The organism is Citrobacter sp. Cpo071 (assembly GCF_030332765.1).
Lineage (GTDB): Bacteria > Pseudomonadota > Gammaproteobacteria > Enterobacterales > Enterobacteriaceae > Citrobacter > Citrobacter portucalensis.
In genome coordinates this window covers 143702-166306 of record NZ_JAOWHE010000087.1, presented here as the reverse complement: position 1 = coordinate 166306, position 22605 = coordinate 143702, and the positions used below count along the sequence as shown (strand labels likewise).

Sequence of the window (22605 nt, the reverse complement as noted above, 5' to 3'; positions counted from 1 at the left end):
CGGGCCTATAGAAGCCCATGTCCAGTCAATACTTACGTATTTTTCAGCAACCACGTTCAGCTATCCTGCTCATTCTGGGGTTCGCCTCCGGTTTACCGCTCGCACTCACCTCCGGTACGCTTCAGGCGTGGATGACCGTCGAGAATATCGATCTTAAAACCATCGGTTTCTTTTCCCTGGTCGGTCAGGCCTATGTATTTAAATTTCTCTGGTCCCCGTTGATGGACCGTTACACGCCACCGTTTTTAGGTCGACGTCGCGGCTGGCTGCTGGCGACCCAGGTGCTGTTGTTAATTTCTATCGTCGCGATGGGCTTTCTGGAGCCTGGCACACAGTTACGCTGGATGGCCGCACTCGCAGTAGTGATCGCTTTTTGCTCGGCATCGCAGGATATCGTCTTTGATGCCTGGAAAACCGACGTATTGCCCGCAGAAGACCGCGGCACCGGCGCAGCTATCAGCGTGCTGGGCTATCGACTAGGGATGCTGGTTTCAGGCGGATTGGCCTTGTGGATGGCCGATCGCTGGCTGGGCTGGCAAGGGATGTACTGGCTGATGGCTGCGCTGTTGATTCCCTGTATCATCGCCACCCTGTTAGCACCTGAACCGACTGACACCATTCCAGTGCCTAAAACGCTGGAACAGGCGGTTGCGGCTCCGCTGCGAGACTTCTTTGGTCGTAACAACGCATGGCTGATTCTGCTGCTTATTGTGCTGTATAAGCTCGGGGATGCTTTCGCCATGAGCCTGACCACCACCTTTTTAATCCGCGGCGTTGGGTTTGATGCGGGTGAAGTTGGCGTGGTGAATAAGACACTGGGGCTACTGGCCACCATTGTTGGCGCGCTGTACGGTGGGAGCCTGATGCAGCGCCTTTCTCTGTTCCGCGCATTGCTTATTTTCGGCATCCTGCAAGGGGCGTCGAATGCGGGCTACTGGCTACTGTCCATCACTGACAAACACATGTTCAGCATGGCGGCGGCCGTCTTCTTTGAAAACCTGTGCGGCGGAATGGGCACGGCGGCATTTGTCGCTTTATTAATGACGCTGTGCAATAAGTCCTTCTCAGCGACCCAGTTCGCCCTGCTCTCCGCGCTTTCAGCCGTTGGTCGCGTTTACGTTGGCCCGGTAGCGGGTTGGTTTGTCGAAGCACACGGCTGGCCGACGTTTTATCTGTTCTCCGTATTTGCCGCGATCCCCGGCCTGATACTGCTGCTGGTATGTCGCCAGACCCTGGAACATAGCTGGCAAAATGAAAGCTTTATTCCGCGTACGGAATTTCGTGGAGCATACAGTCTGGCATTAATGACGTTGGTAGTGGGCTGCTGCCTGCTGCTGGTTTGGCTGCTGCTGTTAACCATGAACGCGATGGATTACACCAACTTCTCCTTCCTGCCGGAACTGCTTGAAGTCTCAGTGGTGGTCGCTGTCTGCGGGGTCGTTTTTGGTGGATTGCTTGATTATCTGGCATTGCGCAAAACCCGTCTGGCATGATGTTGCATATTTATGCTCTAAATAATTCGAGTTACGGGACAAAAGGCGTGAGCGTTTTGAACAGCGCTTGCGCTGGCCCCGTAGGGGAGAGGCCGAGAGGCCGAATCACGCGGCGACGCAGCAAATCCCCAGGAGCTTACATAAGTAAGTGACTGGGGCGAGCGAGGAAAGCCAACACACCCGTAGCTTGAAGTATGACGAGCATATTTGGTCGTTGTAATCACCCTGCGTAATTATAACGGCGAAATAAGCAACAACTGCTAAAAATAATATTTGTTATTTTGTGCGCCAAAGAATTTGGAAATTATTGACGCCTTTTATATATACTATTTTCCTTACTCGATTCAGCCACGAAAGATTTATTTTTTGTTCCTCAATTGTCCGTTTATTGATAATCAATTGTTAAGCAATTGTTTTATTTTCGTATTGGTTATACCAATTGCCCTCAGTACGCCCCCCACCTGCCCGCTTTCGTTATAACGTGATGTTGCAACAGGTTCTTAAAGCCAAAGCGACATATATTGCAACATATGTGACATGCACGGCAGAACCCAGTAACACAGATCTAGAGATGTTTACAGTAATGTAACCTTCCCGTAAAATGCCCTCACACTTTAAACGCCACCCGGTCCCGTGGAATTGAGGTCGTTAAATGAGACTCAGGAAATACAATAAAAGTTTGGGATGGTTGTCATTAATTGCAGGCACTGCATTACTCAGTGGCTGTAATTCTGCGCTGCTTGACCCTAAAGGACAGATTGGACTGGAACAACGGTCATTGATACTGACGGCATTTGGCCTGATGTTGATTGTCGTTATTCCCGCCATCTTGATGGCTGTTGGTTTTGCCTGGAAGTATCGTGCAAGCAATAAAGATGCGAAGTACAGCCCGAACTGGTCACACTCCAATAAAGTGGAAGCTGTGGTCTGGACGGTGCCGATCTTAATCATCATTTTCCTTGCCGTTCTGACCTGGAAAACCACTCACGCTCTTGAGCCAAGCAAACCGCTGGCGCATGACGAGAAGCCCATTACCATCGAAGTGGTTTCCATGGACTGGAAATGGTTCTTCATCTATCCGGAACAGGGTATCGCTACCGTGAATGAAATCGCCTTCCCGGCGAATACTCCGGTTGAATTCAAAGTGACTTCCAACTCCGTGATGAACTCCTTCTTTATCCCGCGTCTGGGTAGCCAGATTTATGCCATGGCAGGTATGCAGACTCGACTGCATCTGATCGCCAACGAAGTCGGTACTTATGATGGTATCTCCGCAAGTTATAGCGGACCAGGCTTCTCCGGTATGAAGTTCAAGGCTATCGCAACAAAGGACCGCGCCGAATTCGACCAATGGGTTGCTAAAGCTAAACAGTCCACGAACACCATGAGCGACATGGCAGCGTTCGAGAAAGTGGCTGCGCCAAGCGAATACAACCAGGTGGAATACTTCTCCAACGTGAAACCGGATTTGTTTAAAGACGTTATTAACAAATTTATGGCTCACGGTAAGAGCATGGACATGACCCAACCCGAAGGTGAGCACAGCGCACACGAAGGAATGGAAGGCATGGACATGAGCCACGCGGAATCCGCTCACTAAGGGGCCGAGGAAGAATACGATGTTCGGAAAATTGACGCTGGATGCAGTTCCGTTCCATGAACCTATTGTCATGGTTACGATTGCTGCCATTATCATCGGTGGTGCGGCCTTACTGGGCCTTATCACTTACTTCGGTAAGTGGACCTACCTGTGGAAAGAGTGGCTGACTTCTGTTGACCACAAACGCCTTGGCATCATGTATGTCATCGTCGCAATCGTCATGTTGATTCGTGGCTTTGCCGACGCCATCATGATGCGTAGTCAGCAAGCGCTGGCTTCTGCAGGTGAAGCGGGCTTCCTGCCACCTCACCACTACGACCAGATCTTCACGGCTCACGGCGTGATTATGATCTTCTTCGTGGCAATGCCATTTGTTATCGGTCTGATGAACCTGGTGGTTCCGCTGCAGATCGGCGCACGTGACGTTGCATTCCCGTTCCTGAACAACCTGAGCTTCTGGTTCACCGTTGTCGGCGTAATCCTGGTTAACCTTTCTCTGGGCGTGGGTGAATTCGCGCAGACCGGTTGGCTGGCGTATCCGCCACTTTCGGGAATAGAGTACAGTCCAAGCGTCGGGGTCGACTATTGGATATGGGCAGTCCAGTTGTCCGGTATTGGTACAACTCTGACCGGTATCAACTTCTTTGTGACCATCATTAAGATGCGTGCACCAGGAATGACCATGTTCAAGATGCCAGTGTTTAGCTGGGCATCTCTGTGTGCAAACATCCTGATTATCGCTTCTTTCCCAATCCTGACGGTTACCGTCGCGTTGCTGACCCTGGATCGCTATCTGGGCACCCATTTCTTTACCAACGATATGGGCGGCAACATGATGATGTACATCAACCTGATTTGGGCCTGGGGCCATCCGGAAGTGTACATTCTGGTTCTGCCAGTCTTCGGTGTGTTCTCCGAAATCGCGGCAACCTTCTCACGTAAACGTCTGTTTGGTTACACCTCGCTGGTGTGGGCAACCGTGTGTATCACCGTTCTGTCGTTCGTTGTTTGGCTGCACCACTTCTTCACCATGGGTGCAGGCGCTAACGTAAACGCCTTCTTCGGTATCACCACCATGATTATCGCCATCCCGACCGGGGTGAAGATCTTCAACTGGCTGTTCACCATGTATCAGGGCCGTATCGTATTCCACTCAGCAATGCTGTGGACGATTGGCTTTATCGTCACCTTCTCAGTCGGCGGCATGACCGGTGTACTGCTGGCGGTGCCGGGTGCGGACTTCGTTCTGCACAACAGTCTGTTCCTGATTGCGCACTTCCATAACGTTATCATCGGCGGCGTCGTATTTGGATGCTTCGCTGGTATGACCTACTGGTGGCCAAAAGCGTTTGGCTTCACGCTGAACGAAACCTGGGGTAAACGCGCATTCTGGTTCTGGATCATCGGCTTCTTCGTAGCATTTATGCCACTGTACGTGCTGGGCTTCATGGGTATGACCCGTCGCCTCAGCCAGCAGATTGATCCACAGTTCCATCCGATGCTGGTCGTTGCCGCCTGCGGCGCCGCGCTGATTGCACTGGGTATCCTGTGCCAGCTGATTCAGATCTTCGTTTCTATTCGCGACCGCGAGCAGAACCGTGACCTGACCGGTGACCCATGGGGTGGTCGTACGCTGGAGTGGGCAACCTCTTCCCCGCCTCCGTTCTATAACTTTGCCGTTGTGCCGCACGTTCACGAGCGTGATGCCTTCTGGGAAATGAAAGAAAAAGGTGAAGCGTACAAGCAGCCTGCGCACTATGAAGAAATTCATATGCCGAAGAACAGCGGTGCCGGTATCGTCATTACCGCCTTCGCAACACTGTTTGGTTTCGCCATGATCTGGCATATCTGGTGGCTGGCGATTGCAAGCTTCGCAGGCATGATCATCAGCTGGATTGTGAAAAGCTTTGATGAAGACGTGGATTACTACGTGCCGGTCCCGGAAGTCGAAAAACTGGAAAACCAGCATTTCGATGAGATTACTAAGGCAGGGCTGAAAAATGGCAACTGATACTTTAACGCACGCGACTGCCCACGCGCACGAACACGGGCACCACGATGCAGGCCAGACCAAGATCTTCGGATTCTGGGTCTACCTGATGAGCGACTGCATTCTGTTCTCTATTCTGTTTGCAACCTATGCCGTTCTGGTGAACGGCACCGCAGGTGGCCCGACAGGTAAGGACATTTTTGAACTGCCGTTCGTTCTGGTTGAAACATTCCTGCTGTTATTCAGCTCCATTACTTACGGCATGGCAGCGATTGCCATGTACAAGAACAACAAGAGCCAGGTTATCTCCTGGCTGGCGTTGACCTTCTTGTTCGGTGCCGGATTCATCGGGATGGAACTCTATGAATTCCATCACCTGATTGTTAACGGTATGGGCCCGGATCGCAGCGGCTTCCTGTCTGCGTTCTTCGCGCTGGTCGGTACGCACGGTCTGCACGTCACCTCCGGTCTTATCTGGATGGCGGTGCTGATGGTGCAAGTTGCTCGTCGCGGTCTGACCAGTACTAACCGTACCCGCATCATGTGCCTGAGCCTGTTCTGGCACTTCCTGGATGTGGTGTGGATCTGTGTGTTCACTGTTGTTTATCTGATGGGGGCGATGTAATGAGTCATTCTAACGAGAGCGGCGGCGCATCCCATGGCAGCGTAAAAACCTACATGACAGGTTTTATCCTGTCGATCATCCTGACGGTCATTCCGTTCTGGATGGTGATGACAGGTTCTGCCTCACCGGCCGTCATTCTGGGAACTATTCTGGCAATGGCAGTGGTACAGATTCTGGTGCACCTGGTGTGCTTCCTGCACATGAATAGCAAATCTGATGAGGGTTGGAACATGACGGCCTTTGTCTTTACTGTGCTAATCATCGCCATCCTGGTTGTGGGCTCCATCTGGATTATGTGGAACCTTAACTACAACATGATGATGCACTAAGAGCGGCGATTATGATGTTTAAGCAATACCTGCAAGTAACGAAACCAGGCATCATCTTTGGCAACCTGATCTCGGTGATTGGGGGATTCCTGCTGGCCTCGAAAGGCAGCATTGATTATCCCCTGTTTATCTACACGCTGGTTGGGGTGTCACTGGTTGTGGCGTCGGGTTGTGTATTTAACAACTACATCGACAGGGATATCGACAGGAAGATGGAGAGGACCAAAAACCGCGTGCTGGTTAAAGGTCTGATTTCCCCTGCGGTCTCGCTGGTATACGCCACCCTGCTGGGTATTGCTGGCTTTATGCTGCTGTGGTTTGGCGCGAACCCTCTGGCCTGCTGGCTGGGGGTAATGGGCTTCGTGGTCTATGTGGGCGTTTATAGCCTGTACATGAAGCGCCATTCCGTTTATGGCACGCTGATTGGCTCACTCTCCGGCGCTGCGCCACCGGTGATTGGCTACTGTGCCGTAACCGGTGAGTTCGATAGCGGTGCGTTGATTCTGCTGGCTATTTTCAGCCTGTGGCAGATGCCGCACTCTTACGCGATTGCGATTTTCCGCTTCAAGGATTATCAGGCTGCCAACATCCCTGTACTGCCAGTGGTAAAAGGCATTTCGGTCGCGAAGAACCATATCACGCTGTATATCGTGGCATTTGCTATCGCCACGCTGATGCTAACCCTGGGCGGCTATGCAGGTTATAAATACCTGATTGTTGCAGCAGCGGTGAGCGTCTGGTGGTTGGGCATGGCGCTGCGCGGTTATAAAGTGGAAGATGACAGAGTCTGGGCGCGCAAGCTGTTCGGTTTCTCCATCATCGCCATTACCGCGCTTTCCGTGATGATGTCCGTCGACTTTATGGTGCCAAACTCGCAGAACCTGCTGACTTACGTCTGGTAAGTTAATCGTCACACCTTCTATGCCGGATGGCGGCTGACGCCTTATCCGGCCTACCAAAAAGCATATAGCTTGTAGGCCGGATAAGTTACGTTCAGATCGCTATCCGGCATTTTCGTCTCCAGCCGACGCCCCTCACAACCCCAACATTTGTTAATAAAGCGCATATTTACCCAGCCTGCTTAGCGCTTTACACTAGGCGCGAAATTAATACAGAGGTGGGAATGAACGATTACAAAATGACGCCCGGTGAGTTGCGCGCCACCTGGGGTTTAGGGACCGTATTCTCTTTGCGCATGCTTGGCATGTTTATGGTCCTGCCGGTTCTGACCACTTACGGTATGGCGCTACAGGGTGCCAGCGAAGCGCTGATAGGCCTTGCTATCGGCATTTACGGTCTGGCCCAGGCCGTCTTCCAGATCCCCTTTGGCCTGCTCTCTGACCGCATCGGTCGTAAGCCGCTTATTGTCGGCGGGCTGGCGGTATTTGTTCTCGGCAGCATAATTGCTGCTCTCTCCGATTCAATCTGGGGAATTATTCTTGGCCGGGCTTTGCAAGGCTCTGGCGCGATTGCGGCTGCCGTAATGGCGCTGCTTTCCGACTTAACCCGTGAGCAAAACCGTACCAAAGCGATGGCGTTTATCGGCGTCAGCTTTGGTATCACCTTCGCCATTGCGATGGTGCTGGGACCAATCGTTACCCATGCGCTGGGGCTACACGCGCTGTTCTGGATGATTGCAGCCCTTGCTACCACGGGTATCGTGCTGACCATTTGGGTCGTTCCCAATAGCACTACCCACGTGCTGAACCGCGAGTCGGGCATGGTAAAAGGCAGCTTCAGCAAAGTGCTGGCAGAGCCCAAACTGCTGAAGCTCAACTTTGGCATCATGTGTCTGCACATATTGCTGATGTCCACCTTCGTCGCCTTACCAGGTCAACTGGCGAAAGCAGGCTTCCCCGCCGCAGAGCACTGGAAAATTTATCTGGTGACGATGCTGCTGTCCTTTGTTTCCGTAGTGCCGTTCATCATTTACGCCGAAGTGAAGCGCCGCATGAAACGCGTGTTCCTCGCCTGCGTGTTACTGATACTTATTGCAGAGATTGTATTGTGGAGCGCTAACGTGCGTTTCTGGGGGTTGATTGCGGGCGTGCAGATATTCTTCCTCGCCTTCAACCTGATGGAAGCCCTCCTCCCCTCGCTTATCAGTAAAGAGTCTCCGGCTGGCTATAAAGGCACGGCAATGGGCGTTTACTCCACCAGCCAGTTTCTTGGCGTGGCGATTGGCGGTTCGCTCGGCGGTTGGGTGGTTGAAATGTTTGATGGTCAGGCCGTATTCCTGGCCGGTGCGCTTCTGGCGGCAGTGTGGTTATTGGTGGCGAGTACAATGAAAGAGCCGCCGTATGTCAGCAGCCTGCGGGTGGAAATCCCACCGGAAATTGCTGCGGATGACACCCTGAAGCAGCGTCTGCTGGCTAAAGAAGGGATAAGCGAAGTGTTAATTGTCGCGAAAGAACATTCGGCCTACGTGAAAATCGACAGCAAAGTCACCAATCGATTTGAGGTTGAGCAGGCCATCAGGCAGGCGTAAAGATGAGATTTGTCAGATGGCGGCTTACGCCATCTGACATAACGACTTAATCGCGGAAGTTCTTGAACTGGAACGGTTGACCGAGGTCGCCGCCGCGAACCAGCGCCATAACGGATTGCAGGTCGTCACGCGCCTTGCCGGTTACACGGATTTCTTCGCCCTGAATCTGCGCCTGCACCTTCAGTTTGCTGTCTTTGATCAGCTTAACGATCTTCTTTTGCACTGCACTTTCAATGCCTTGTTTCAGCTTAGCTTCAACAAACCAGGTTTTACCGCTGTGCACGAAGGTTTCTGGTACGTCCAGCGACGTGCCTTCAATACCGCGTTTGAGCAGCTTGGCACGCAGAATATCCAGCAACTGATTGACCTGAAAATCAGATTCGCTCAGCACCTTAATCGTCTTATTTGACTCATTCAGCTCAAAAGTCGCTTCAACGCCACGAAAATCAAAGCGTGACTCCACTTCGCGGCTGGCGTTATCTACCGCGTTACGGGCTTCCTGAAGATCAACTTCAGAGACAATATCGAAAGATGGCATCTTTTCCTCTCCCTTCATTTTTGATGCGAAGCATAATACCTGCAAAGTTACCCAACAGACAGCGCTATACTAGGCTGTATCCTTTAATTGTACGTGGTACTGATACCTGCGAACAATAATGGGGTACGGCCGATATGGATTAACACCTGGTGCTGTTGCAGGTGAGGAGGAAGAATGAAAATTACCGTACTGGGATGTGGAGCGCTAGGACAGCTTTGGCTTACCGCGCTATGCAAACATGGACATGAGGTGCAAGGGTGGCTACGCGTACCGCAACCCTATTGCAGCGTAAACCTGATCGACACGGATGGGTCAGTTTTTAATGAATCCCTGACGGCAAACGACCCCGACTTTTTGGCAAAAAGCGACCTGCTACTGGTCACCCTGAAAGCCTGGCAGGTTTCTGATGCGGTAAAAGGCCTGGCCGCAATTCTGCCTGAAACTACTCCCATTCTGCTGATTCACAACGGCATGGGGACAATTGAAGAGCTGCATAACATTAAGCAACCTCTGCTGATAGGCACCACCACCCACGCGGCACGCCGTGACGGCAACGTCATCATTCATGTCGCTCAGGGAACAACGCGCATTGGTCCTGCGCGTGAACAAGACGGTGATTTCAGTTATCTGGCTGAAGTCCTGCAAGAGGTGCTACCGGACGTCGCCTGGCACGACACTATTCGCGCCGAGCTGTGGCGAAAGCTGGCCGTCAACTGCGTCATTAACCCGCTGACCGCATTATGGGATTGCCCAAACGGCGAGTTACGCCATCATCCTGAAAAAATAGCACTCATCTGCGAGGAAGTGGCCGCGGTCATTGAACGCGAAGGCCACCACACATCTGTGGATGATTTACGCTATTATGTCGAGCAAGTGATTGACAGTACGGCGGAAAATATCTCATCAATGCTGCAAGACATTCGTGCCCTGCGTCATACAGAGATCGACTACATTACCGGATATTTGTTAAAACGCGCCCGTGCGCACGGCATCGCCGTCCCGGAAAACGCCCAACTGTTTGAAATGGTAAAGAGAAAGGAAAGTGAGTATGAGCGCTCAAGCACTGGTATGTCTCGCCCCTGGTAGTGAAGAGACCGAAGCGGTCACCACTATCGATCTGCTGGTGCGCGGCGGAATTAAGGTCACGACCGCCAGCGTCGCCAGCGATGGCGACCTGGCGATCGTGTGCTCACGCGGAGTGAAGCTGCTAGCGGATGCGCCATTAGTCGAAGTTGCTGACGGCGATTTCGACATTATCGTGCTGCCGGGCGGTATTAAAGGCGCCGAGTGTTTTCGCGACAGCCCGCTGCTTATCGAAACCGTGAAACAGTTTCATCGTTCCGGGCGCATTGTCGCGGCAATTTGCGCCGCGGCCGCCACCGTACTCGTCCCACACGATATTTTCCCCATCGGTAACATGACCGGTTTTCCGGCGCTGAAAGACCAAATTCCCGCTGACCAGTGGCAGGACAAGCGCGTCGTATGGGATCCTCGCGTCAACCTGTTAACCAGCCAGGGACCGGGGACTTCCATTGATTTCGGTTTGAAAATCATTGATCTTCTGGTGAGTCGCGAAAAAGCTCACGAGGTGGCGTCACAACTGGTGATGGCCGCGGGAATCTATAACTACTACGAGTAAATCTTCGAGCCACTCCCTTATAAGGAATCATAATGAAAGGATATCTGAGTGGAGTGGCTTTACTGCTCCTTTCCGGTTATGCCACAGCGACGCAACTCGAAATAAAGAGTATTGAATATCGCTATCCCGGAAGCACTGAAATGCAGTATCGCTTGCCATGGTTTTCCTCGACGGATAACCCCAAAGTTGCAAAACGCATTAACGATTATATTTTCGCAAGCTTTATCAATCAGCTACCGGGCAATACTCCACAGGCCACAGTAAATCAGTTTGCGAAATCAGCCATGAATCCCACCGCAAACCTTGACTACACGGTTGAGTATCGCGACGCAAAAATCCTGACCATGAATATGTTTATCGAAGGTTGCGGGGCGTATTGCGAGTCGTACAATGTGCCGATCAGCTTCGATTTAGCCAGCGGTGCGGCAATTACCCTTAACGATCTCTTTTCCCGGGCTACAATCGCCGAATTAAACACCCGCACCAGAAAAGATATCCGCGGCCAAATCGATACCTTTGTTACGGCGCATAATTCGCAAACACCAGAACAAATAAAAGAAGAGAAAGGTGAAGATTTTAACTATGCCGAATTCTACGCATCGTGCGCAACCTACACCGACGGTTTGTACTACATCGACAAATTCTCCCTGCAAAAAGACCATCTGGCTTTCCTGAACGGACGCTGTAGCAACCACGCCAGCCGTGCGCTCGACGAGTTGGGTGATTTCACAACGAAAATCCCAACCACGGAACTGCAAAATCGACTCACACCGTACGGCCAATATCTGACTACCGCAAAGAGTACAACACCAGTTTCGCCAGCGCCCGGCATTGACGGCAAAGTCATGTACGGCACGCTGGGAAAAAGCATGCGTATTGTATTGAAGGTGGACTGCAAATACGGTGATTTTTTTGAAGGGGCTTACTTTTACCAAAAATTTGGCGCACCGATTGAATTGACCGGCAAATGCGACACAGACGACAATCAACATTATGAACTGAAGACATCTGCGGCTGAACAATCGCAAGAGAAGATAACGCTGGAGTTAAAAGACGGTGTCTATCAGGGGGTCTGGGAGTCGAACGGGAAGACGCTTCCCGTTCGTTTTGAATAATATCGTTATATTGCCGGATGGCGGCGTAACCGCCTTATCCGGCCTACAACACGATGTTTACTCAATTACGGGCGATACACCTTCACGTTCTCAAAGCCCTGCTCGCGCAGATAAAGCGCCTGCAGACGGCTCATCACCCCGCGTTCACACCACAGCAGCCAGGTTTTACTCTGGTCCAGATCGCCGAATTTAGTGCTCAGCTTGTAGAATGGCAGAGAAACGACGTCCACACCTTCAACCTTCAGCGGTTTATCATCCTGTTCATCCACAGAACGGATATCAAGGATTACGTCATTCGGGCCGAAACCGCTCACGGTTTCCACTTCTACCACGGTCTGCTGCGTCTGCTGGGCGATATCGCGAATATCGATATTGTTCGCTTCTTCAACCACTTTATCGAGGATAGAGAAATCGAAGTTTTCTTCTTCGGCCTCAATCTTCGCTTTGATCGCTTTCACCGTCGGGCTTTTTGAAATTACACCGCAGTATTCCGGCATGGTACGGGCAAAGTCTTCGGTGCCAATTTCACGCGCCAGATTGATGATGTGCTCTTTATCATGGGAGATAAGCGGGCGCAGGATCAGGGTGTCAGAAACGTTATCGATCAGACGCAGGTTGGTCAGCGTCTGGCTGGACACCTGGCCCAGTGCTTCACCGGTTACCAGCGCCTGTACGCCGTAGCGCTCAGCGACTTTCGACGCCGCGCGAACCATCATACGTTTGAGAACCACGCCCATCTGGCCGTCATCAACTTTCTCCAGGATCTCACCGACCACCGGTTCAAAGTTGATAGCAACAAAACGCACGCGATGCGAACTACCGAAGCGATTCCACAGGTAATGCGCCACCTGGCGAACGCCGATTTCATGCGCTGCGCCGCCAAGGTTAAAGAAGCAATAGTGTACACGGCAGCCGCGACGCATCAGCATGTAGCTGGATACACCAGAGTCGAAACCGCCGGAAATCAGCGACAGTACGTCTTCCTGCGTCCCAATCGGGAAACCACCAATACCTTCATAGCGGCCTTTAACCAGCAGCAGACGGTCGTTTTCGATTTCAAGATTAACGGTCACATCCGGCTTCGTCAGCTTCACGCGTGCAGATTCAATATGTTGGTTCAGTCCACCGCCAACATAACGTTCCACCTCAATGGAGCTAAACTCATGCTTCCCGCGACGCTTCACGCGAACACAGAAGGTTTTACCTTCCAGTTGATCGCGATACTGCACCAGTGCCTTCTCGAAAATATCGTGCATATCGGTAAACGGCACGTCTTCTACTTCGAGAATGTGGTGGATACCCGGAATACGGGTCAGCGCGTCGCGAATATCCAGGCGCTGGCTTTCATCTTTAGCGCGAACCTCAACGTGATCCCAGTGACGGACAACGGCAAGGTCTTCATCATAGTGCTTTAAAACGTTACGAATGTTCCCTGTCAGAATTTTTATAAAGCGCAAACGCACAGATTGGCTTTTGATGGTGATTTCTGGGAACAATTTAATGATAAACTTCATGGCGGCAATGGTTCTTAGGCAAGTCTGAATGACTTGTAATGGAAAAAAAATACAGCAGCCCATACCCGCGACTGCATCCAGGCGCGCAAGTATATCACCATCACGCGGCTACTGTGCACATTGCGCGTTATTTGCTTATCAGTGCGAGTCCGTTACCATAGTCTTGTGCTGCCAATACAGAGAGTCAGACATTCATTATGCCGAAGAAAAATGAAGCGCCCGCCAGTTTTGAAACCGCGCTGAGCGAGCTGGAACAAATTGTTACCCGTCTGGAAGGCGGCGACCTGCCGTTAGAAGAAGCGTTGAACGAATTCGAACGTGGCGTACAGTTGGCGCGTCAGGGACAGGTCAAATTGCAACAGGCTGAACAGCGCGTACAAATCCTGCTGTCAGATACTGAAGACGCCGCCCTTACGCCTTTTACACCGGATAATGAGTAAATGGATTTTACGCAGCAGCTACAGGCTTGCGTTGAGCAGGCAAACCAGGCACTGAGCCGTTTTATCGCGCCACTGCCCTTTCAGAACACTCCCGTGGTAGAAACCATGCAATATGGCGCATTATTAGGCGGTAAACGCCTGCGCCCGTTCCTGGTGTATGCGACCGGTCAGATGTTTGGTGTCAGCCTGAGTACGCTTGATGCTCCCGCTGCCGCCGTCGAATGCATTCATGCCTATTCGCTGATGCACGATGATTTGCCCGCGATGGATGACGATGACCTGCGACGCGGTCTGCCGACTTGCCACGTAAAATTTGGCGAGGCAAATGCGATCCTGGCCGGAGATGCGCTACAAACGCTGGCATTCTCCATTATCAGCGACGCCCCAATGCCGGAAGTCACTGACCGTGACCGCATCGCGATGATCTCTGAACTGGCTCAGGCCAGCGGCATCGCCGGTATGTGCGGCGGCCAGGCACTGGATCTGGAAGCTGAAGGTCATCAGGTTGAGCTGGATGCACTGGAGCGGATTCACCGCCATAAAACCGGAGCATTGATTCGCGCCGCCGTGCGTTTGGGGGCGTTAAGTGCTGGCGATAAAGGGCGAGAATGCCTGCCAATACTCGACAAATACGCAGAAAGCATCGGTCTGGCTTTCCAGGTTCAGGATGACATCCTGGATGTGGTAGGCGATACTGCAACATTGGGTAAACGTCAGGGTGCTGACCAGCAGCTTGGCAAAAGTACCTATCCTGCACTTCTGGGTCTTGAGCAAGCCCAGAATAAAGCCCGGGATTTAATCGAGGATGCCCGCCAGTCGCTAAGTCTGCTGGCCGCACAGTCACTCGATACCTCGGCACTGGAAGCGCTAGCGGACTACATAATCCAGCGTGATAAATAAACCAACATATCCCATGAGCTTGCGATGAGTTTTGATATAGCCAAATACCCGACCCTGGCGCTGGTCGACTCCACCCAGGAGTTACGTCTGCTGCCAAAAGAGAGCCTGCCAAAGCTTTGCGACGAACTGCGCCGCTATTTGCTCGACAGCGTAAGCCGTTCCAGCGGGCACTTCGCCTCTGGTCTGGGCACGGTGGAACTCACCGTCGCGCTGCACTATGTCTACAACACCCCGTTTGACCAGTTAATCTGGGATGTGGGACATCAGGCTTATCCGCACAAAATTCTGACTGGTCGCCGCGATAAAATCGGCACCATTCGTCAGAAAGGCGGCCTGCATCCGTTCCCATGGCGCGGTGAAAGCGAGTATGACGTACTGAGCGTTGGGCACTCTTCTACCTCCATCAGCGCAGGTATCGGTATTGCCGTTGCCGCCGAGAAAGAAGGTAAAGAGCGCCGTACCGTGTGTGTGATTGGTGATGGTGCCATCACCGCAGGGATGGCGTTTGAAGCGATGAACCACGCGGGCGATATTAGGCCCGACATGCTGGTTATCCTCAACGACAACGAAATGTCGATTTCAGAGAACGTTGGCGCGCTGAACAATCATCTGGCACAGCTGCTCTCTGGCAAACTCTACTCATCGCTGCGCGAAGGCGGGAAGAAAGTCTTCTCCGGCGTGCCGCCGATTAAAGAACTGCTCAAACGTACCGAAGAACACATTAAAGGTATGGTTGTGCCGGGGACTCTGTTTGAAGAACTGGGCTTTAACTATATCGGTCCGGTGGACGGTCACGACGTGCTGGGGCTTATTACTACGCTCAAAAACATGCGCGATCTGAAAGGCCCGCAGTTCCTGCACATCATGACCAAAAAGGGTCGTGGCTATGAGCCTGCGGAAAAAGATCCGATTACGTTCCACGCGGTACCAAAATTTGATCCGTCCAGCGGATGCCTGCCGAAAAGCAGCGGCGGTCTGCCGAGCTATTCAAAAATTTTCGGTGACTGGCTGTGCGAGACCGCGGCGAAAGACAATAAGCTGATGGCAATCACCCCGGCAATGCGCGAAGGTTCCGGAATGGTGGAGTTTTCACGTAAGTTCCCGGATCGCTATTTCGATGTGGCGATTGCCGAGCAGCACGCGGTGACATTTGCTGCCGGTCTGGCGATTGGCGGCTACAAGCCGGTGGTAGCCATTTACTCAACCTTCCTGCAACGCGCCTACGATCAGGTGCTGCACGATGTAGCCATCCAGAAACTGCCGGTCCTTTTCGCCGTTGACCGGGCAGGGATTGTTGGCGCAGATGGACAAACCCATCAGGGGGCGTTCGATCTCTCCTTCCTGCGCTGCATCCCGGAAATGGTCATCATGACCCCGAGTGATGAAAACGAATGCCGCCAGATGCTGTTCACCGGCTATCACTACAACGACGGTCCAACGGTCGTGCGCTACCCACGCGGCAACGCGGTAGGCGTTGAGCTGACCCCGCTGGAACAACTGCCAATTGGTAAAGGCATCGTGAAACGTCACGGGGAAAAAGTGGCAATTCTCAACTTTGGCACCCTGATGCCGGAAGCCGCTCAGGTCGCAGAGTCGCTGAACGCCACGCTGGTCGATATGCGCTTTGTAAAACCACTGGATGAAACGTTGATCCTTGAAATGGCTGCCCAACACGAGGTGCTGGTTACCATTGAAGAGAACGCCATTATGGGTGGTGCTGGCAGCGGCGTAAACGAAGTGCTGATGGCCCATCGTAAGCCCGTCCCGGTGCTGAACATTGGCCTACCAGACTTCTTCATCCCGCAGGGAACTCAGGATGAAGCCCGTGCCGATCTGGGTTTGAATGCCGCCGGAATTGAGACCAAAATCAAGGCCTGGCTGGCATAATCCCCTCCCCGCTCCTGCTATGCTTAATTCATCACGAGCTAAGCAGGAGTGGATTGATGAAATACAACATCTTAGGAAAAACCGACCTACGGGTCTCCCGCCTTTGCCTGGGTTGCATGACATTTGGCGAACCCAATCGCGGCAATCACGCCTGGACGCTACCTGAAGAAAGCAGCCGCCCGATAATCAAACACGCCCTTGAGGGCGGCATTAACTTTTTCGATACCGCCAACAGCTACTCCGCTGGCAGCAGCGAAGAGATTGTCGGCCGCGCGCTGCGTGATTTCGCCCGCCGCGAAGATGTCGTGGTCGCTACCAAGGTTTTTCACCAGGTTGATGATTTAGCGGAAGGATTATCCCGCGCACAAATTCTGCGCTCAATCGACGATAGCCTCAGACGCCTGGGTATGGACTATGTGGACATCCTGCAAATTCACCGCTGGGATTACAACACGCCAATCGAAGAAACGCTGGAGGCTCTAAACGACGTCGTGAAAGCCGGTAAAGCTCGCTATATTGGCGCCTCATCCATGCACGCTTCGCAGTTTGCCCAGGCTCTGGCCTTACAGAAGCAACACGGCTGGGCGCAGTTCGTCAGCATGCAGGATCACTACAACCTAATCTACCGCGAAGAAGAACGCGAAATGCTGCCGCTTTGCTATCAGGAAGGCGTGGCCGTTATCCCATGGAGCCCGCTGGCGCGTGGTCGCCTGACGCGTCCCTGGGGAGAAACAACCGCACGTCTGGTTTCCGATGAAGTCGGTAAAAATTTGTACAACGAGAGCGATGAAAACGACGCGCAAATCGCCGCACGACTGACCGGTGTCAGTGAGGAGTTGGGTGTAACGCGGGCACAGGTTGCGCTGGCCTGGCTGCTGAGCAAACCCGGCGTGGCAGCGCCAATTATTGGCTCTTCGCGTGAGGAACAGCTGGATGAGTTGCTCAACGCGGTGGATTTAACGTTGAAGCCGGAGCAGATTGCCGAGCTGGAAACGCCGTACAAACAGCATCCGGTGGTGGGATTTAAATAAGCGAGGTTGTAGATTGTAGGCCGGATAAGCATAGCGCATCCGGCACTGATCGCCCGATGTCGCGGCGCTTATCGGGCCTACAATAGCCGCTGAAAAGGGTTAAATGATACCTACCGGCCAGTGATGACCGATAAAATACAAAATTCCGGCAGAGAGTATCCCGGCCACAATATCGTCGATCATGATCCCCGTCCCGCCATGCACGTTGCGATCAAACCAACGAATCGGCCACGGCTTCCACATATCCAGAATACGGAAAATCACAAATCCGGCGGCAACCCACTGCCAGTCGTTGGTCGGCAGCGCCATCAGGGTAATCCACATCCCGACAAACTCGTCCCAGACAATACTACCGTGATCGTGCACGCCCATATCTTTCGCCGTTTGATGGCACAGATAAACGCCGATACAGATAGATAACATCACCACCAGCGAATACAGCTGCCACGGCAGAAAAGTCATTAAATACCAAAAAGGGATCGCCGCCAGCGATCCCATCGTGCCTGGAACAATTGGGCTCAGCCCGCTGCCAAAACCGGTGGCTAACAGGTGCCACGGATTGCGCATACTCAGGCGGCTTTTGGCGACATCTTTTTTAAGGCGCGGCAAAATGGTCATATCCTTTCCAGTCAAACGTGACGGGTTTTCCATCGCGCGTAAAGTGAATGCCTTCCACGTCCGCGCTCATCTGCCCAATGCAGGTAAACGCTGCGCCGAGATTTCCCAGCGCCACTTCCAGCGCACCACGATTAATTTCCGGTACGGTAAAGCATAACTCATAATCTTCACCTCCCGAGAGCGCCCAGCGCAGGGCCTGTTCCGGCTCAACGTGCTGTGACAATGCCGTGGAGTATGGCAGCACATCAACGTTAACCCGTGCGCCACAGCCGCTAGCATTAACGATGTGTCCCAAATCGGAAATCAGGCCATCGGAGAGATCGATAGCCGCACTGGCCAGATCGCGCAGGGCTTGTCCCTGCAAAATACGCGGCGTGGGACGCAGATGACGTTGCAGCAGATAGTCCGCGTCTGTTGCATCTGCAACCTGCAATCGGTTCTGCAAAATCGCCAGCCCGGCCGCACTGTCGCCCGGCGTGCCGGTAACATAAATCCAGTCACCCGGTTTCGCGCCTGAGCGTTTTAAGGCCCGCCCAACGGGGACGTAGCCATGGATACCCAGCGTCATCGACAGCGGCCCACGCGTGGTGTCACCACCAATCAGCTGCATATCATAGTAATTGAGGAGTTCAAACAGGCCATCGCTGAAGGCTTCCAGCCAGGCTTCATCGACGTCAGGTAACGTGAGCGCCAGCGTCAGCCACGCAGGATCCGCCCCCATCGCCGCCAGATCGCTCAAATTCACCGCCAGCGCTTTCCAGGCGAGATCGGTCGGATCAATGTCGGGGAGGAAGTGGTTGCCTGCCACCAGCGTATCGGTACTGATCGCCAGCGTTTGTTTTTCAGGGATGTTCAGAAGTGCGCAGTCGTCACCAATACCGGTTTCGACATCAAGACGAGAAGTTCTTACGCGGTCAAAATAACGGGCAATCAGGGAAAACTCGCCACATGCCATACGTTATGCCTCAGCAGAAAAAAAAGAAAAAGCCGGGGACAGCGGAAACAGGTTCCACCATCCAGCCGGCCTCGGGATTACTTTTTGTTGGGGCGAATCACAGGTGCTGCTTTATCCAGTACGCCGTTCACGAATTTGTGGCTATCTTCAGCGCCGAAGGTTTTTGCCAGTTCAATCGCTTCGTTGATGGCCACTTTGTACGGCACATCACTACGTTTAGACAATTCAAACAGCGCAATACGCAGTACGGCTTTTTCTACCTGACCCAGCTCTTCCAACAGACGAGACAGGTAAGGCTTCATTAATCCATCCAGGTACGCGCTGTTAGTCGCCACCCCGGACAGCAGTTCACGGAAATACAGAACGTCGACATCTTTAACGTCCTGTTCCGCCAGGAACTGGTATTCAACATCAGCGATGTCGTTCTGGGACAACTGCCAGGAGTAGAGCGCCTGGACGGCACACTCACGGGCGCGGCGACGAGCAGCAGGTTTCACGGATTTCCCCTTACAAAAATCAGGCCTTGATGGCTTTCAATACATTAATCATTTCAAGCGCAGTCAGTGCAGCTTCTGCGCCTTTGTTACCGGCTTTAGTGCCAGCACGTTCGATGGCTTGTTCAATACTTTCGGTGGTCAGAACACCGAAGGCTACCGGAATGCCACTGTCCTGAGCGACATGCGCCAGGCCATTGCTTGCACCGCCAGCCACATATTCGAAGTGCGCGGTACCGCCACGGATCACCGTACCGAGCGCAATCACCGCGTCGTATTTACCGGTTTTTGCCAGTGCGTCAGCCGCCAGTGGCAGCTCATATGCACCAGGAACCCAAACAACGGTAATGTTTTCATCTTTAACCTGGCCAATACGTTTCAGGGCGTCGATAGCACCTTCCAGCAGGCTGTCATTGATAAAGTTGTTGAAACGCGCAATGGTGATGGCGACGCGAGCGTCCGGGGTAGCAACGTTAGCTTCAATAATGTTCATATTCTTCCTTCGGGTTCGATTTATGGCCCCGTAAGGGGGGCGGATTTTATCATAATATTCTGTGCGCTGCTTCCTCTAAATCAGAAAGCCTCACGCAGTCGTTAAATGCAGGCAAACGTCCGGGCCCACCTGGCGTATCTCATTGAATTTGAAATGGGGTGCGTCAGCCAGTTTCTCAAGGCCTGGAAGCACACATAATCCTCTCGCATCGCTGCCTAACAGTTTAGGCGCAACATACACGATTAGCTCATCGACCAAACCGGCCTGTAATAATGCCCCGGCGAGTGTTGGGCCTGCTTCAACCCAAATGCTGTTAATTTGCTGTTTGCCCAGTTGCATCATTAGCACCACCAGATCCAGATGCCCGTTATGTTCCGGCACCTTCAGGCTGCGCACCGTCTCCGGCCAGCTACGAGGGTCGTCTTCAGTCCGGACAATCCAGGTTTCTCCAGGCTGTTGCACAATTCGGTGCGCCGGTGTGACCTGATTCTGGCTATCAAGAACAATGCGGATTGGCTGACGCAGCTCTTCCTGCGGGTAACTCGCCTGAGTTGACTCCCCAAGCTCCGACCAACGCACGGTAAGCTGAGGGTCGTCTGCCAGCACCGTCGCACTGCTGGTTAAAATGGCATGGCTTTGCGCGCGCAAGCGTTGCACATCACGGCGCGCCTGTGGCGAGGTGATCCACTGGCTTTCACCGCTGGCCATCGCTGTACGGCCATCAAGCGACGCGCCAAGCTTAAGCTGAAGATACGGGAATCCCGTACGCATGCGCTTGAGGAAGCCTTTATTCAGTTGCTCAACTTCGCTCATCATCAGCCCGTGGCTGACGTCAATGCCCGCCTGCTGCAAGCGATAGAGGCCACGACCTGCTACCTGCGGATTGGGATCCTGCATCGCGGCAACCACACGCGACACCCCCGCCGCAATCAGTGCATCGCAACACGGCGGCGTGCGACCATGATGACTACAGGGTTCAAGCGTCACGTAGGCAGTTGCCCCCTGCGCTTTTTCTCCAGCCATCCGCAGAGCATGAACTTCGGCATGCGGTTCGCCCGCTCGGTGATGATATCCTTCACCGACGATCTCCCCATCTTTCACAATCACGCAGCCCACGTTGGGGTTAGGGTGAGTGGTAAAACGTCCGCGCGCAGCAAGCTTTAGCGCGCGCGCCATGTACAATTCATCCTGCATGGCTTAGTCCTGTAGGCGAGCAATCTCTTCGCCAAATTCTTTGATGTCTTCGAAACTCCGGTAGACAGAGGCAAAGCGGATGTAGGCGACTTTATCGAGCTTTTTCAACTGCTCCATCACCAGGTTGCCAATCATCTTGCTCGGCACCTCACGCTCGCCCGTCGCACGCAGCTGTGATTTGATATGGTTTAACGCCATTTCGACGTCATCTGCGCTGACAGGCCGTTTCTCAAGCGCTCTGAGCATGCCGCTGCGCAGCTTTTCTTCATTAAAGGGTTCACGCACATCGTTGCTTTTCACAACGCGCGGCATGACAAGTTCAGCCACTTCAAAAGTGGTGAAACGTTCGTTACAAACCAGACACTGCCGACGGCGGCGTACCGAGGAGCCCTCGCCTACAAGACGAGAGTCAATTACCTTAGTGTCTACGGCGAAACAGAATGGGCAATGCATACGGCGTCCTGTACCTCAGTGGTTAACAGAATCTATTTTACCCTGAACTGCCGTGACAACAAAGGCGCTGCGCTTTTGAGACAAAGGATCGATGCCTTCGTGCTCAGTGCACACTACCATTATGCTATCGCGACAATGAAGGAAGTAATCACAATGACAAGACGTTACCTAAGAATTCTCCTGGTGGGAAGTCTCTTTAGTCTTAGTGCCTGCGCACAGCAAAGCGAAGTACGCCAGATGCATCAAAGCGTTAGCACGTTGAATAAAGAGATGACGCAGCTTAATCAGGAAACGGTAAAAATTACGCAACAAAATATGTTGAATGCAAAATCAACCAGCGGCGCCTATCTGCTGCCCGGCTCCAAAACCCCGGCACGACTGGACAGCCAGATTGGCACCTTACGCATGTCGCTGGTGAACATTGCACCGAACGCCGATGGTACGCGCCTGACGCTACGAATTCAGGGTGAATCCAACACGCCTTTACCCGCCTTTAGCGCCACCGTCGAGTACGGGCAAATTCAGGGCACCACGGACAACTATCAGGAAGTGAACGTTCATAACCAATTGGTCAACGCTCCGGCGAGTATTCTAGCTCCCAGCGACGTAGACATTCCGTTACAGATGAATGGCCTCACTCCAGATCAGTTAGGATTTGTGCGCATCCACGACGTCCAGCCTGTTAGCCAATAAACTTTTTTGCGGAACGTTTTGTGCGTTCCGCAACATCACTCCGCTTCTTTTTGTTACTCCCCTGACATAACCGATATTTCTGGTAAAACTTGGCAACATTCATGGGAGCCAGTACA

The 22605-nt window shown here is 52.8% G+C and carries 23 protein-coding genes; 15 read left to right on the top strand and 8 right to left on the bottom strand.

Annotation, left to right across the window (positions count from 1 at the left end; translation table 11 throughout):
- Nucleotides 1–17: 17 nt before the first annotated feature.
- The 7 genes from ampG to OGY09_RS23650 all read left to right on the top strand — a co-directional run bounded on the left by ampG (nt 18) and on the right by OGY09_RS23650 (nt 8525).
- Complete coding sequence (gene ampG, locus OGY09_RS23680; protein WP_275399119.1) at nt 18–1493, top strand: muropeptide MFS transporter AmpG; 1476 nt, start codon at nt 18–20, stop codon at nt 1491–1493.
- 652 nt (nt 1494–2145) lie between these two features.
- Nucleotides 2146–3093 carry a cytochrome o ubiquinol oxidase subunit II gene (gene cyoA / locus OGY09_RS23675; protein WP_032942534.1) on the top strand — a complete coding sequence of 316 codons (948 nt, stop codon included), beginning with the start codon at nt 2146–2148 and terminating at the stop codon, nt 3091–3093.
- 19 nt (nt 3094–3112) lie between these two features.
- The gene (gene cyoB / locus OGY09_RS23670; protein WP_003831008.1) at nt 3113–5104 is read left to right on the top strand and encodes a cytochrome o ubiquinol oxidase subunit I; all 1992 of its coding nucleotides are present in this window, start codon (nt 3113–3115) and stop codon (nt 5102–5104) included.
- Entirely contained in the window at nt 5094–5708 is a 615-nt protein-coding gene (locus OGY09_RS23665) for a cytochrome o ubiquinol oxidase subunit III (RefSeq protein WP_003831007.1), read from the top strand. Before cyoB ends, OGY09_RS23665 begins: the two co-directional genes overlap by 11 nt.
- Nucleotides 5708–6037 carry a cytochrome o ubiquinol oxidase subunit IV gene (locus OGY09_RS23660; protein WP_003831006.1) on the top strand — a complete coding sequence of 110 codons (330 nt, stop codon included), beginning with the start codon at nt 5708–5710 and terminating at the stop codon, nt 6035–6037. Before OGY09_RS23665 ends, OGY09_RS23660 begins: the two co-directional genes overlap by 1 nt.
- An 11-nt stretch (nt 6038–6048) precedes the next feature.
- Nucleotides 6049–6939, top strand: coding sequence for a heme o synthase (gene cyoE, locus OGY09_RS23655; protein WP_003831005.1), 891 nt, complete (start codon nt 6049–6051; stop codon nt 6937–6939).
- A gap of 221 nt (nt 6940–7160) precedes the next feature.
- Nucleotides 7161–8525 carry an MFS transporter gene (locus OGY09_RS23650; RefSeq protein WP_032942533.1) on the top strand — a complete coding sequence of 455 codons (1365 nt, stop codon included), beginning with the start codon at nt 7161–7163 and terminating at the stop codon, nt 8523–8525.
- 46 nt (nt 8526–8571) lie between these two features.
- On the opposite strand, the gene OGY09_RS23645 is transcribed toward OGY09_RS23650, so the two are convergent.
- Nucleotides 8572–9063, bottom strand: coding sequence for a YajQ family cyclic di-GMP-binding protein (locus OGY09_RS23645; RefSeq protein ID WP_003831002.1), 492 nt, complete (start codon nt 9061–9063; stop codon nt 8572–8574).
- Between the two features lie 174 nt (nt 9064–9237).
- Between OGY09_RS23645 and panE the strand changes: the two genes are divergently transcribed.
- From panE to OGY09_RS23630, 3 genes are read left to right on the top strand one after another with little or no spacing between them, the layout of a single operon-like run.
- Nucleotides 9238–10149, top strand: coding sequence for a 2-dehydropantoate 2-reductase (panE, locus tag OGY09_RS23640; RefSeq protein WP_032942532.1), 912 nt, complete (start codon nt 9238–9240; stop codon nt 10147–10149).
- A complete protein-coding gene (gene yajL / locus OGY09_RS23635) occupies nt 10112–10702 on the top strand; it encodes a protein deglycase YajL (protein WP_032942530.1) in 591 nt (196 codons plus the stop codon). The genes panE and yajL overlap by 38 nt, the downstream gene beginning before the upstream one ends.
- Nucleotides 10703–10734: 32 nt before the next feature.
- Nucleotides 10735–11817, top strand: a complete 1083-nt coding sequence (locus tag OGY09_RS23630) for a hypothetical protein (RefSeq protein ID WP_032942529.1) — start codon at nt 10735–10737, stop codon at nt 11815–11817.
- 65 nt (nt 11818–11882) lie between these two features.
- Here the strand turns inward: OGY09_RS23630 and thiI are convergent, their stop codons facing one another.
- The gene (gene thiI / locus OGY09_RS23625) at nt 11883–13331 is read right to left on the bottom strand and encodes a tRNA uracil 4-sulfurtransferase ThiI (protein WP_008783933.1); all 1449 of its coding nucleotides are present in this window, start codon (nt 13329–13331) and stop codon (nt 11883–11885) included.
- Between the two features lie 197 nt (nt 13332–13528).
- On the opposite strand from thiI, the gene xseB reads away from it, so the two are divergent.
- The 4 genes from xseB to yajO are packed head-to-tail and all read left to right on the top strand — an operon-like array spanning nt 13529 to nt 17589.
- Nucleotides 13529–13771 (top strand): exodeoxyribonuclease VII small subunit, encoded by a 243-nt coding sequence (xseB, locus tag OGY09_RS23620; RefSeq protein WP_003021586.1) that lies wholly within the window; start codon nt 13529–13531, stop codon nt 13769–13771.
- Nucleotides 13772–14671, top strand: coding sequence for a (2E,6E)-farnesyl diphosphate synthase (ispA, locus tag OGY09_RS23615; protein WP_008783932.1), 900 nt, complete (start codon nt 13772–13774; stop codon nt 14669–14671). It abuts the gene before it with no gap.
- Nucleotides 14672–14695: 24 nt separating this feature from the next.
- Nucleotides 14696–16558 (top strand): 1-deoxy-D-xylulose-5-phosphate synthase, encoded by a 1863-nt coding sequence (gene dxs / locus OGY09_RS23610; RefSeq protein WP_003830996.1) that lies wholly within the window; start codon nt 14696–14698, stop codon nt 16556–16558.
- Nucleotides 16559–16614: 56 nt separating this feature from the next.
- Complete coding sequence (gene yajO, locus OGY09_RS23605) at nt 16615–17589, top strand: 1-deoxyxylulose-5-phosphate synthase YajO (RefSeq protein WP_008783931.1); 975 nt, start codon at nt 16615–16617, stop codon at nt 17587–17589.
- A 99-nt stretch (nt 17590–17688) separates the two neighbouring features.
- On the opposite strand, the gene pgpA is transcribed toward yajO, so the two are convergent.
- The 6 genes from pgpA to nrdR all read right to left on the bottom strand — a co-directional run bounded on the left by pgpA (nt 17689) and on the right by nrdR (nt 21796).
- On the bottom strand, nt 17689–18207 hold the full coding sequence (gene pgpA / locus OGY09_RS23600) for a phosphatidylglycerophosphatase A (RefSeq protein WP_003021578.1): 519 nt from the start codon (nt 18205–18207) through the stop codon (nt 17689–17691).
- Nucleotides 18185–19162, bottom strand: a complete 978-nt coding sequence (thiL, locus tag OGY09_RS23595; protein ID WP_008783930.1) for a thiamine-phosphate kinase — start codon at nt 19160–19162, stop codon at nt 18185–18187. The genes pgpA and thiL overlap by 23 nt, the downstream gene beginning before the upstream one ends.
- A gap of 77 nt (nt 19163–19239) precedes the next feature.
- Complete coding sequence (nusB, locus tag OGY09_RS23590) at nt 19240–19659, bottom strand: transcription antitermination factor NusB (protein WP_000801129.1); 420 nt, start codon at nt 19657–19659, stop codon at nt 19240–19242.
- A gap of 19 nt (nt 19660–19678) precedes the next feature.
- The gene (gene ribH / locus OGY09_RS23585) at nt 19679–20149 is read right to left on the bottom strand and encodes a 6,7-dimethyl-8-ribityllumazine synthase (protein WP_003021575.1); all 471 of its coding nucleotides are present in this window, start codon (nt 20147–20149) and stop codon (nt 19679–19681) included.
- Between the two features lie 90 nt (nt 20150–20239).
- The gene (gene ribD / locus OGY09_RS23580; RefSeq protein WP_008783929.1) at nt 20240–21343 is read right to left on the bottom strand and encodes a bifunctional diaminohydroxyphosphoribosylaminopyrimidine deaminase/5-amino-6-(5-phosphoribosylamino)uracil reductase RibD; all 1104 of its coding nucleotides are present in this window, start codon (nt 21341–21343) and stop codon (nt 20240–20242) included.
- 3 nt (nt 21344–21346) lie between these two features.
- Nucleotides 21347–21796, bottom strand: a complete 450-nt coding sequence (nrdR, locus tag OGY09_RS23575; RefSeq protein WP_003021571.1) for a transcriptional regulator NrdR — start codon at nt 21794–21796, stop codon at nt 21347–21349.
- Nucleotides 21797–21949: 153 nt separating this feature from the next.
- On the opposite strand from nrdR, the gene OGY09_RS23570 reads away from it, so the two are divergent.
- Nucleotides 21950–22489 (top strand): SadB/YajI family lipoprotein, encoded by a 540-nt coding sequence (locus tag OGY09_RS23570; RefSeq protein ID WP_032944319.1) that lies wholly within the window; start codon nt 21950–21952, stop codon nt 22487–22489.
- The last annotated feature ends 116 nt before the right edge of the window (nt 22490–22605 follow it).